Origin of the sequence: Aeromicrobium panaciterrae (assembly GCF_031457275.1) — a bacterium.
Lineage (GTDB): Bacteria > Actinomycetota > Actinomycetes > Propionibacteriales > Nocardioidaceae > Aeromicrobium > Aeromicrobium panaciterrae_A.
In genome coordinates this window covers 1,984,382-1,995,368 of record NZ_JAVDWH010000001.1, presented here as the reverse complement: position 1 = coordinate 1,995,368, position 10,987 = coordinate 1,984,382, and the positions used below count along the sequence as shown (strand labels likewise).

The 10,987-nt window shown below is 64.5% G+C and carries 12 protein-coding genes; 10 read left to right on the top strand and 2 right to left on the bottom strand.

Annotation, left to right across the window (positions count from 1 at the left end):
• Nucleotides 1-58: 58 nt before the first annotated feature.
• The 7 genes from J2X11_RS10165 (at nt 59) to J2X11_RS10135 (ending at nt 5,157) form a co-directional block, all read left to right on the top strand.
• Complete coding sequence (locus J2X11_RS10165; protein WP_309970275.1) at nt 59-694, top strand: cell division protein FtsQ/DivIB; 636 nt, start codon at nt 59-61, stop codon at nt 692-694.
• 138 nt (nt 695-832) lie between these two features.
• The gene (ftsZ, locus tag J2X11_RS10160) at nt 833-1,996 is read left to right on the top strand and encodes a cell division protein FtsZ (protein WP_309970273.1); all 1,164 of its coding nucleotides are present in this window, start codon (nt 833-835) and stop codon (nt 1,994-1,996) included.
• Between the two features lie 9 nt (nt 1,997-2,005).
• Nucleotides 2,006-2,725, top strand: a complete 720-nt coding sequence (locus tag J2X11_RS10155) for a purine nucleoside phosphorylase YfiH/LACC1 family protein (protein WP_309970270.1) — start codon at nt 2,006-2,008, stop codon at nt 2,723-2,725.
• The gene (locus J2X11_RS10150; protein WP_309970267.1) at nt 2,722-3,411 is read left to right on the top strand and encodes a YggS family pyridoxal phosphate-dependent enzyme; all 690 of its coding nucleotides are present in this window, start codon (nt 2,722-2,724) and stop codon (nt 3,409-3,411) included. Before J2X11_RS10155 ends, J2X11_RS10150 begins: the two co-directional genes overlap by 4 nt.
• 40 nt (nt 3,412-3,451) lie before the next feature.
• Nucleotides 3,452-3,928, top strand: a complete 477-nt coding sequence (locus J2X11_RS10145) for a cell division protein SepF (protein ID WP_309970264.1) — start codon at nt 3,452-3,454, stop codon at nt 3,926-3,928.
• Between the two features lie 5 nt (nt 3,929-3,933).
• Nucleotides 3,934-4,224, top strand: coding sequence for a YggT family protein (locus J2X11_RS10140; protein WP_309970261.1), 291 nt, complete (start codon nt 3,934-3,936; stop codon nt 4,222-4,224).
• Nucleotides 4,225-4,362: 138 nt separating this feature from the next.
• Nucleotides 4,363-5,157 (top strand): DivIVA domain-containing protein, encoded by a 795-nt coding sequence (locus J2X11_RS10135; RefSeq protein ID WP_309970258.1) that lies wholly within the window; start codon nt 4,363-4,365, stop codon nt 5,155-5,157.
• A gap of 61 nt (nt 5,158-5,218) precedes the next feature.
• Here J2X11_RS10135 and ileS read toward each other — a convergent pair whose 3' ends face one another.
• Nucleotides 5,219-8,359 carry an isoleucine--tRNA ligase gene (ileS, locus tag J2X11_RS10130; protein WP_309970255.1) on the bottom strand — a complete coding sequence of 1,047 codons (3,141 nt, stop codon included), beginning with the start codon at nt 8,357-8,359 and terminating at the stop codon, nt 5,219-5,221.
• 82 nt (nt 8,360-8,441) lie between these two features.
• Here ileS and J2X11_RS10125 point away from each other — a divergent pair, with 82 nt between their 5' ends.
• The 3 genes from J2X11_RS10125 to J2X11_RS10115 are packed head-to-tail and all read left to right on the top strand — an operon-like array spanning nt 8,442 to nt 10,287.
• On the top strand, nt 8,442-8,843 hold the full coding sequence (locus J2X11_RS10125) for a TraR/DksA family transcriptional regulator (protein ID WP_309970253.1): 402 nt from the start codon (nt 8,442-8,444) through the stop codon (nt 8,841-8,843).
• Nucleotides 8,816-9,349, top strand: a complete 534-nt coding sequence (lspA, locus tag J2X11_RS10120; RefSeq protein WP_309970250.1) for a signal peptidase II — start codon at nt 8,816-8,818, stop codon at nt 9,347-9,349. Before J2X11_RS10125 ends, lspA begins: the two co-directional genes overlap by 28 nt.
• Nucleotides 9,346-10,287: an RluA family pseudouridine synthase gene (locus tag J2X11_RS10115; protein WP_309970247.1), complete on the top strand. Its 942-nt coding sequence runs from the start codon at nt 9,346-9,348 to the stop codon at nt 10,285-10,287. The genes lspA and J2X11_RS10115 overlap by 4 nt, the downstream gene beginning before the upstream one ends.
• Here J2X11_RS10115 and J2X11_RS10110 read toward each other — a convergent pair.
• Nucleotides 10,284-10,946, bottom strand: a complete 663-nt coding sequence (locus J2X11_RS10110) for an EthD domain-containing protein (RefSeq protein WP_309970244.1) — start codon at nt 10,944-10,946, stop codon at nt 10,284-10,286. The two genes, J2X11_RS10115 and J2X11_RS10110, sit on opposite strands and share 4 nt — an antisense overlap.
• Nucleotides 10,947-10,987 lie beyond the last annotated feature (41 nt).

Below are 10,987 nucleotides of genomic sequence, written 5' to 3'. Positions count from 1 at the left end.
TGACGGTTTGCTCCAACGTTGGCGTCGACCGCTGATACTGATCGGCAGCGTCGTGCTGGTGAGCACCTTGGTCTGGGCCATCTGGTTCTCGAGCCTGCTCGCGGCCACGAAGGTCGTCGTCGACGGCGAGACGACACTCAGCGAAGCGCAGATCCGCAAGGTTGCGGAGGTTCCGATCGGGGAGCCGTTGGCTCGGATCGACACAGTCGGGATCGAAGCTCGCGTTGCCTCGATGGAGCGCATCCAGGGAGTGACCGTGAGTCGATCTCTTCCGCACACGATCCGCATCGAAGTCGCCGAGCGCATCCCGATCGCGTACGCGCGCCTGGGCGGACAACTACGCGCGATCGATCGCTACGGGATTGCGTACCGAACCTTGAGCAAGCCACCAAAGCGGTTGCTTGAGATCAGCGTGAATGTCGTCGACCCGCGCAAGCGCCAGCAGACGCTCAGCGCGGTTGCTTCGGTCGTTGAGTCGCTCAACGAGAAGGATCCTCAGCTGCGCCGGCAGGTGCAGTCGATCAGTGCGTCGACGAAGGACTCGATCATCCTCGATCTGAGCAAGGGGCGGACCGTCACGTGGGGGAGCGCGGGCAATGCTGCTCGCAAGCTGACGGTGCTGAACTCGCTGCTGAGGATCTCCGCCAAGCAGTACGACATCAGCGCGCCAGATCAGCCGACGACCCGCAACTAGTTCTGCGCCGACTATTAGCGGCGTGTCGCGACGTTAGGTCGCGACTATGGACGTACCGTTCTGGAAGAGACAGGTTGACATAACTATAAACCTCCACCTCAGGGTTAAAGTTTCGAAACTCCCCGGAAGGGACACACGATGGCGGTCCAGAACTATCTCGCCGTGATCAAGGTCGTAGGCATCGGCGGAGGCGGCGTAAACGCCGTCAATCGCATGATCGAGATCGGCCTCAAGGGCGTCGAGTTCATCGCGATCAACACTGATGCCCAGGCCTTGTTGATGAGTGACGCCGACGTCAAGCTCGACGTCGGACGCGACTCGACCCGCGGACTCGGCGCAGGCGCCAACCCGGAGATCGGCAAGCGCGCAGCAGAGGACCACGCCGAAGAGATCGAGGCTGCCATCAAGGGCGCCGACATGGTCTTCGTGACCGCAGGCGAAGGCGGTGGAACAGGTACGGGTGGTGCGCCAGTCGTGGCCCGAATCGCCCGCTCGCTCGGCGCTCTCACCATCGGTGTCGTCACCCGTCCGTTCAAGTTCGAGGGCCGCAGCCGCTCCAACCAGGCAGACGTCGGTATCCAGGCTCTCCGCGACGAGGTCGACACGCTCATCGTGATCCCCAATGACCGACTGCTGTCGATCAGTGATCCCAACGTCAGCCTGCTCGACTCGTTCCGTCAGGCCGATCAGGTGCTCCACCAGGGCGTCTCCGGCATCACGGACCTCATCACAACTCCCGGCTTGATCAACCTCGACTTCGCCGACGTCAAGTCGGTCATGTCTGACGCTGGCTCCGCTCTCATGGGCATCGGTTCGGCTCGCGGTGAGCACCGTGCCGCAATCGCGGCCGAGAGTGCCGTGTCGAGTCCGCTCCTCGAGGCCTCGATCGAAGGTGCGCGAGGCGTGCTGCTTTCGATCGCCGGTGGATCCGATCTCGGACTCTTCGAGATCAACGAAGCAGCTGGCCTGGTTGCTGACGCTGTGCACCCAGACGCCAACATCATCTTCGGCGCCGTCATCGACGACGCACTGGGCGATGAGGTCCGGGTGACTGTGATCGCTGCAGGCTTCGACGGTGGCGAGCCCAAGCTTCGCGACGCTTCGCAGCCGGCGCTGCTCAAGGAGGTTGACCGCACACCTGCGGCGACGCTCCCCAAGCCCGCCACGGCTGAGAGCTTCCTGGAGCCTGATCCGTTCCTCGGCGACGATCCACGCGATGGCGCGGGCAATGTGACGGTTCCGGCCGATCCGATGCCGACCGAGTACGGCGACGACCTCGACGTACCCGACTTCCTGCGCTGACGATTACGAGTGTTCTTTCACCGCGAGACGGTTGGTCGGGTCGAATTCGCCTTCAGCGACCGTGACGGGGGACTGAGCGACGGCGCGTGGGCTTCGCTCAACCTCGGTACATCCAACGGTGACGACCCCAATCTCGTACAAGGCAACCTAGAGCTGCTCGGCGAACATCTCGGAGTCGATCGCCTCGTCCGTATGACGCAGGTGCACGGTGCCGACGTTGCTTGGACAGACTCCGTCGCCGTTGGTGAGATCCCGGCGGTCGATGCGCTGCTCACCGACCAGGTCGGGGTGGGAGTCCTCGTACGCGTGGCTGACTGCACCCCAGTAGTGCTCGTCGGTCTCGACGAGCCAGTGGCGGGTGTCATCCACTGTGGTCGCGAAGGGCTGGTGCAAGGCATCGTCCTTGCGGCGATCGGCGCCATCCGTGACCGAGGTGCGGAATCACTCGAAGCGTGGGTCGGACCGCGCGCATGCGGGCGGTGTTACGAAGTGCCCCAGGAAATGGCCGATGCCGTCGCGGCCGCGGTGCCCGAGGCGCGTTCGACAACCTCATGGGGAACTCCCGCGCTCGACGTTGGCGCCGGTGTGATCGCGCAACTGCGCGAGCTCGGCGTACAGGTCAACGACCTCGGCGACCACGTGTGCACGATCGAAGACGAGCGGTTCTACTCCTACCGCCGCCAAGGCCAGGACTCTGGCCGCTTCGGTGCCGTCGCGGTGATCCGATGACACGCAGGGACGAGATTGCAGCGGGCCTCGCCAGCGTTGAGCAGCGGATTGTTGACGCCTGTACGGAGGCTGGGCGCGATCGCTCCGAAATCACTCTCATCGTGGTCACCAAGACCTATCCAGCCAGCGATGTCGAACTCGTGGCGGAGCTCGGCGTACTCGACGTGGGGGAGAACCGGCATCCCGAAGCTGGCGACAAGGCTGAGCAGGTTGCGGCACCGCTGCGCTGGCACTTCTTGGGCGGGTTGCAGACCAACAAGGCCGGCGCGATCGCTCGGTACGCCGACACGGTGCACAGCGTCGACCGGGTCAAGCTTGTCAACGCGCTCTCGCGTGGTGCCGAAGCGGCTGGACGTACGCTCCGCTGCCTCGTTCAGATTGACTTCGGTGAGGCCGATGGTCGGTCGGGAGTCGCACCTGCGGGACTGGCCGAGCTTGCCGCTGCCGTGGCGGACGCCGACCACCTGGAACTGGCCGGAATCATGACAGTTGCACCCCTAGGCGAGGACCCCGTGCCGCACTTCCAGCACCTCGTACGACTGTCGGCTGACCTGCGCAAAGAACATCCTGAAGCGACGATCATCTCCGCGGGGATGAGCGATGACTTCCAACACGCCATCAAGGCCGGCGCGACACACCTGCGACTCGGGCGTTCAGTGCTCGGTGAGCGTGCTTCCACCCGGTAATCTCAGAAATGTCACATCTACTCGGAGCGACGGAGTTCTCATGGCTGGCGCAATGCGGAAGGTCGGCGAATATCTCGGCCTGGTCGAACAGGCTGACTTCGACGACGAGTTTGACGACGACATTGAGCCGTCGGTCCCGATCAGTCGGCAGCCGGCGGTCGTACGTGCCGCTGCCGCACCGGTAGCGAGCATGGAAGAACACCGCCGCCCTGCGCGCCGGCCCTCCAACTCCTCAGACCTGCAGCGCATCGAGACGGTGACACCGCGCACCTACAACGACGCGCGCACGGTCGGCGAGCACTACCGCTCCGGTGTGCCCGTCATCATGAACCTCTCCGAGATCGATGACGAGGACGCCAAGCGCCTCGTCGACTTCTCCGCTGGACTCGTGTTCGCAGCCCACGGCTCGATCAATCGCGTCACCGCCAAGGTCTTCCTGCTGTCACCTGAGAACATCACGGTGACGGACGAGGACAAGCAGCGCATTGCTGCTGGCGGCTTCTACAACCAAGACTGAGTCCCATGGCCGCTGTCGGCAGCATCATCTACTTCGCCCTCTGGGTTTGCGTTCTGCTCCTGATCGCGCGTTTCGTGCTCGACTGGGTGCAGATGTTCGCTCGTCAGTGGCGACCGCGCGGTCTCATTGCCGTGCTCTGTGAGGGCATCTACTCCGTCACGGATCCGCCTCTGCGGGCCGTACGCGGAGTGATCCCGCCGCTCCGGCTCGGATCGGTGATGCTCGATCTCTCGCCGATGATCCTGCTGATCGGAATCTTCATCCTGCAGCGCATCGTCGCCGCCGTCTTCTTTTAGGCGAGAGAGTCTTCTGACACACCCAATTGAGATTGGGATCACGGGGCATCTGAGCAGTCTTGTGGCAGGAGTGAACTGTGACGGAGTACCCTTGAGTTTCCGAGTCCCCAGGACTATCCCGAACCCTTAGGTGAACTCATGCCGTTGACGCCAGAGGACGTGCGTAACAAGCGATTTACGCCTGTCCGTCTTCGCGAAGGCTATGACATGGGCGAAGTTGATCAGTTTCTCGATGAAGTTGAAGCTGAACTCGAACGACTTACCGTCGAGAACGAGGAACTTCGCGCCAAGGTAGCTGCCGCATCGACCGGCGAACCGACCGGTCTCATCCCCTCGATCTCGCAGTCGGCTCCGGCCGTACAGCCTGCTCCGGCCGTTCAGGAGACGTTCTACACGCCTCCTGCCCCGGTGGAGCAAGCACCCGAGCCGACCCCGGAGCCTGTTGCTGTCGCGCCGACTCCGGTCGCAGCTCCGGTGCCTTCCATGGGCGACGCGTCGTCCGCTGCGGCACGTCTCCTCGAGATCGCGTCTTCCAACGCCGATCAGCTCATGGAGGCCGCCAAGGACGAGGCAGACCGCATCGTCGGTGAGGCCCGCACCAAGGCTGAGCGCCTCACCAATGAGGCTCGTGGCAAGGCTGATCGTCTTGAGACCGATGCCCGCATCCGCGCGCAGAAGCTCGATGATGAGACCAACGAGCGTCGTTCGCAGGCTGTCGCCACGATCGAGCGTGAGCGTTACGAGATGCAGCGCGAAGTTGAGCACCTCCGTGCTTACGAGCGCGAGTACCGTGCACGGCTCAAGAACTACTTCCAGAGCCAGCTCGATCAGATCTCGGCCAACGAAGCCGGCACCTCTGCCCCGGTACAGGAGCCTGTCGACGCAGCACCGCGTCGCCTTCGCTCGCTGCTGGGTGATGACGAAGGCTTCTGAGCCCCGTCAGTAGACATGCGAACGGCCCGCCTCCTTCGGGAGGCGGGCCGTTCTCTTTGCTCTAGACGACCGCGAGGTCGAAGCTGAGCCCGAGCTCGCCGTCGGTGAACTTCTTGGCGTCCACTGACTCTGCAATGTTCGTGGCGAGAACCTCATCGGCGATCAACGCCTGATGAGTGGTGATCGCCTCGGCCATCGGGCCCGCGGCAGTCCACGAAAGCGTGATGCGGTCGCTGATGTCGAATCCGGAAGACTTGCGTGCTTCCTGGATGACGCGAATCGCCTCGCGGGCGAGTCCGGCGCTGCGCAGCTCGTCGTCGAGCTCGAGGTCGAGCGCAACCGTCTCGCCCTGGTCGTTGACGACGGACCATCCTTCGCGCGGACGCTCGGAGATGATGACGTCGTCGGGTCCGACCTGTACGTCCTTGCCCGCCACGTTCACCGTGGCGGTTGACGTCGCGGCGAGGTCGGCTGCCAGTGCGGCGGCGTCGGCCTCACCAATTGCGGCCGCGACCTGGGGTGTTTCCTTGCCGAACCGCTTGCCGAGGTTGCGGAAGTTGCCCTTGGCCGAGTGGTCGACGAGATCGCCGGCTGCTTCGGCAAGTGACTCCAGCGAGCCGACGTTGAGCTCTTCGCACACCTGAGCGCGAAGGTCTTCGCCAAGCTGCTCCCACGCCGCCGAGGCGACGAGAGCGCGGCGCAATGGCTGACGCGTACGTACCTTGGCTTCCGCGCGAGCGGCGCGGCCGAGCTCGGTGACCCGTCGGGCCAGGTCGACGCGGGCGTTGAGCCCGTCGACGATCAGGCTCTCGTCGGCAACCGGCCAGGTGGCCAGGTGGACCGAAACCGGAGCGTCGGGTGTCACCGGGACGATGACGTCCTGCCAGACACGCTCGGAGATGAACGGGGTCAGCGGTGCGAGGAGTCGCGTCAGAACGTCGAGCGTTTCGTGCAGAGTCGCAAACGCGGCAGCGTCGCCACGCCAGAAGCGACGACGCGAACGACGGACGTACCAGTTGGACATGTCGTCGATGAACGAAGCCAGACGCGCGCCTGCGGCCTGAGTGTCGAACGTCTCGAGTGCAGCGGTGACGTCCCGAGTGAGGGTGTGCACCTCAGACAGCAGCCACTGGTCGAGCACTTCACGCTCGGCGACCGGAGGCACGTCGCTCGACGGCGTCCAGCCCTCGGAACTGGCGTAGAGGACGTGGAAGGCGACGGTGTTCCAGTAGGTGAGGAGCACCTTGCGTACGACTTCGGTCAGCGCGGTGGGACCGATACGTCGCGGCGCCCACGGCGAGCCGGAGCACGCCATGAACCAACGCAAGGCGTCCGCACCGTGCTCGTCCATGAGTGGCATTGGCAACAGGATGTTGCCCAGATGCTTGCTCATCTTCTTGCCGTCCTCGGCCAGGATGTGGCCGAGACAGACGACGTTCTCGTACGAGCTCTCGTCGAACACCAGAGTGCCGACCGCCATGAGCGAGTAGAACCAACCACGTGTCTGGTCGATGGCTTCGCAGATGTACTGCGCGGGGTAAGCCTGCTCGAACTTTTCCTTCGAGCCCGGCGCGTGCGGGTAGCCCCACTGCGCGAATGGCATCGAGCCCGAGTCGAACCACGCATCGATGACGTCGGGGACGCGTCGGTACGTGCCGGCCTCGCCGTCGACCTCGAACGTGACGTCGTCGATGTAGGGGCGGTGCGGGTCGAGGTCTGCGAGATCGCGGCCGGTCAGCGTGGACAGCTCGGCGAGCGACTCGATGCATACGAGCTTGGACGGATCGACGTCATTGCGCCAGATCGGCAGGGGAGTTCCCCAATAGCGGCTGCGCGAAAGCGACCAGTCGACGTTGTTGGTCAGCCAGTCGCCGTAGCGACCGTTTTTGATGGTCTCGGGGAACCAGTTGGTGTCGGCGTTCTCCTCGATCAGCCGATCCTTGACCTCGGTCGTACGGATGTACCAAGCGGGAAGCGCGTAGTACATCAGCGGCGTGTGGCAGCGCCAGCAGTGCGGGTAGGAGTGCTCGTACGCCAGCTCGTTGAACATCAGGCCGCGAGCCGCGAGGTCGTCGGCGAGCACTCGGTCGGCAGTCTTGAAGAATTGTCCACCGACCAGCGGCACGTCCGCCTCGAAGTGGCCGTCCGGAGTGATCGGGTTGACGACGGGCAGGTCGTACGCCTTGCAAACCGTCATGTCGTCGGCACCGAAGGCGGGGGACTGGTGCACCAGACCGGTGCCGTCCTCGGTCGTGACGTAGTCACCCAGAACAACGAAGTGAGCGGGCGACGGGAACGGGACCAGGTCGAACGGGCGCTCGTACGTCCAGCGCTCCATCTCGGTGCCGGAGAACGATTCGCCAGTGGCTGTCCAGCCTTCACCGAGGGCCTTGGCCAGCAGCGGCTCGGCGACCACGAGCGTCTCGTTGCCATCTGTAGCGGTGACATAGGTGACGCCAGGGTTGACGGCGACCGCGGTGTTGGAGACGAGGGTCCAGGGAGTCGTGGTCCAGACCAGCATCGAGGCCTTGCCGGCCAACGGGCCAGACGTCAGCGGGAAACGTACGTAGACCGACGGATCGGTGATCGTCTCATAGCCCTGAGCGAGCTCATGGTCGGACAGCGTCGTACCGCAGCGTGGGCAGTAGGGCGCGACTCGGTAGTCCTCGGTCAGCAGGCCCTTCTTGAAGATCGTCGACAGCGCCCACCAGACGCTCTCGACGTACGCCGGCTCCATGGTCCGGTAGGGGTTGGCCATGTCGACCCAGTAGCCCATGCGCTCGGTCATCTCTTCGAAGAGATCGACGTGGCGTACGACTGCCTCTCGGCACTTGGCGTTGAACTCGGCGATACCGAAAGCCTCGATATCGGGCTTGCCGTTGAAGCCCAACTCCTTCTCAACCGCGATTTCTACGGGCAGACCGTGGCAGTCCCAGCCAGCCTTGCGGTCGACGTGGAAGCCCTGCATGGTCTTGAAGCGCGGGAAGACATCCTTGAACACTCGCGCCTCGACGTGGTGCGTTCCGGGCGTGCCGTTGGCCGTCGGAGGACCCTCGTAGAACGTCCATCGAGGAGCGTCAGCGGGTGTGTCGAGGGACGCCGCAAACGTGCCCTGCTCGGCCCAGAGATCGAGGATCTCGCGCTCCAACGCCGGGAGATCGACATGGGCGGGAACGGGGCGATAGGACGCGTGCGAGGTCACACCCTCAATTCTACGGGTGACGAGCGCGGACGCTGCGGCGGTGCGAGTTGGAATTGGCCGACGTGGGGTCTAACCTTCCTGCATGCCAAACACCAAGCTGGCCGTACGCGCCGACGAGAAGCCATGGACCGCTGCTGAAGCCAAGGCCGTCCGCGCCGAGCTCGAGAGCGACCTCACCCGTCTGCGGGGCGAGCTCGACCAGTCAGCTCGCGAGCTGCAGGACCTGCTGCGTGACGGCGTTGATGGCGCCGGCAACGACCAGGCTGACGTCGGATCCAAGGGTCTCGAGCGCGACGCCGAGATGTCACTCGCTGCCAACCAGCGTGAGCTGCTCCAGCAGACCGAGAAGGCGCTCGATCGCCTCGACAAGGGCGTCTATGGCCAGTGCGAGGTGTGTGGTGAGGCGATCGGCAAGATGCGGTTGATGGCGTTCCCGCGTGCCACACTGTGCATGACATGCAAGCAGCGCGAGGAACGTCGCTGAGCCCTGAAAGCGGCCCGACAACCCACACTTCGGTACGACTCTTTGCGATCGTCGCTGCCCTGACGCTGGCGGTCGACCAGGTCACCAAGTACCTCGCCGTCGAGAAGCTGCAGGGCCGCGAACCCGTCGAGCTGATCCCCAACGTCCTTTCGCTGACGTTCTTCCGCAACGCGGGAGCGGCGTTCAGCACCGGTACCGGTTTCACCCTGGTCCTGAGCCTCATCGCGGTCGCAGTGTGCGTGGCCGTCGTACGTATGGCCACCCGCCTGCGTGACCGTGGCTGGGCGATCGGGCTCGGGCTCCTGCTTGCCGGCGCCCTCGGCAACCTGGCCGACCGCATCTTCCGCCAGCCTTCTCCGTTCAAGGGTCACGTCGTCGACTTCATCGACTACGGACTCTTCGTCGGCAATGTCGCAGACATCGCCCTGACCTTCGCCGCAATCGTCATCGTCTGGCGCACCTGGCGCGGTATCGCAATCGACGGCACCCGTGAGGCCAAGCAATGACAGAAGAAGTCGAACTCGAGCACAAGGTGTTGTCGGTGCCGGAAGGCCTCGATGGCGAGCGGATCGACAGCGCCCTCGCGCGTTTGCTCGGGCTGTCGCGTACGCGTACGAGCGAGCTCGTCGCTGAAGGCCACGTACTGATCGATGGTCATGCCCCGGCCAAGTCGGACCGCGTGCATCCTGGATCGATCCTCGAAGTCTCGATTCCCGCACCCCGCCGCGCGGTCGTCGTACCGTCCGAGGTCGAGGGCATGCGCATCGTGTTCCAGGATGACGACATCGTCGTGGTCGACAAACCCGTAGGCGTGGCCGCACACCCCAGCGTCGGCTGGGACGGTCCGACCGTTCTCGATCACCTCGCCGGCATCGGCGTGCGCATTTCGACGTCAGGCGCTCCCGAGCGTCGCGGCATCGTGCACCGCCTTGACGTGGGCACGAGCGGACTGATGGCGGTTGCGAAGTCCGAGCACGCCTACACCGTGCTCAAGCAGGCCTTCCGTGACCGTACGGTCGACAAGACCTATCACGCGCTCGTGCAGGGTCACCCCGACCCGCACATGGGAACGATCGATGCTCCGATCGCGCGCCATCCCAAGCACGACTTCAAGTTCACCGTGAAGGACGGCGGACGCGAGAGCGTCACGCACTACGACACGCTTGAGGCGCACCGTTTCGCCAGCCTGCTGACAATCAACCTCGAGACCGGACGTACGCACCAGATCCGCGTCCACATGGCCGCGCTGCACCACCCGTGCGTCGGCGACCTGATGTACGGCGCCGATCCGACGCTGGCCAAGCGCGTCGGTCTCGATCGTCAGTGGCTGCACGCGTACCGGCTTGGCTTCATCCACCCGCGCACCGGTGAGCACGTCGAGTTCGACTCGGTCTACCCGGACGACCTCGTGCGTGCGCTCGAAGTCGTACGGGCCTCGGACTAGACGAGCTCCCAGACGTACCGGCTTGTCGGTACGAGGTCGAGGCCCTGGTCGGCGCCGAATCGCGCGACGCTGGTCATCAGTACGGTCATTCGACGGCTGAGCTCCTCGTCGTCCCCGCCGCTGCCGTAGAACTCGTGGATGTCGGTCAAGGCAGCCATGGGGAACAACTCCTCGACGATCGCTGAGATCTCGGGGGAGTCAGGCGTGAGCGCCTCTTCGACCGCGTTCTGGATGTAGCCGAAGGTGTTCTGGGTCTCGATCGCGATCGGCGTGTGGTCTTCGAACCAGATCTGCTGGTACTCCTCGATGGTCATGCCCTCGGGGCGACGGAGCACGGCAACGTTCGCGAGGGCATCCGTACGCTCGCCGTCGGCGACCGCAGGCGGCTCGATCGGGCGGCGCTCGGTGACCCGCCACGCGTGCACGTCAGCCTCCAGGTCCGACAACACGGCGACGGCTGCCTCGGGATCACCGTCGGTCCACAGCGATACCAGTGCGGTGATCGGGGCGCCCGGGCCGAAGCGCAGAGCGCCGGCAACGGGCTCGTCGTCGACGTTGAGCTGGAACCGGGTCACCCCGAGTTCTGCGAGTCGTGCCCGGAGGGCTGGGTCGTCAAGGGCGAGGTCTGCGCCGTGAAAGGCGAGGATCAGTTTCGTCACGCCTGCAATCTAGTGCGAGGTGGGTCGTGGACAATGGGGAT

What these genes read in the sequence shown, in the direction of transcription:
- J2X11_RS10125 (WP_309970253.1), top strand. Translation starts at nt 8,442, where the DNA reads ATGCCAAACACCAAGCTGGCCGTACGCGCCGACGAGAAGCCATGGACC.
- J2X11_RS10135 (WP_309970258.1), top strand. Translation starts at nt 4,363, where the DNA reads ATGCCGTTGACGCCAGAGGACGTGCGTAACAAGCGATTTACGCCTGTC.
- ftsZ (WP_309970273.1), top strand. Translation starts at nt 833, where the DNA reads ATGGCGGTCCAGAACTATCTCGCCGTGATCAAGGTCGTAGGCATCGGC.
- lspA (WP_309970250.1), top strand. Translation starts at nt 8,816, where the DNA reads ATGCAAGCAGCGCGAGGAACGTCGCTGAGCCCTGAAAGCGGCCCGACA.
- J2X11_RS10115 (WP_309970247.1), top strand. Translation starts at nt 9,346, where the DNA reads ATGACAGAAGAAGTCGAACTCGAGCACAAGGTGTTGTCGGTGCCGGAA.
- J2X11_RS10145 (WP_309970264.1), top strand. Translation starts at nt 3,452, where the DNA reads ATGGCTGGCGCAATGCGGAAGGTCGGCGAATATCTCGGCCTGGTCGAA.
- J2X11_RS10150 (WP_309970267.1), top strand. Translation starts at nt 2,722, where the DNA reads ATGACACGCAGGGACGAGATTGCAGCGGGCCTCGCCAGCGTTGAGCAG.
- J2X11_RS10140 (WP_309970261.1), top strand. Translation starts at nt 3,934, where the DNA reads ATGGCCGCTGTCGGCAGCATCATCTACTTCGCCCTCTGGGTTTGCGTT.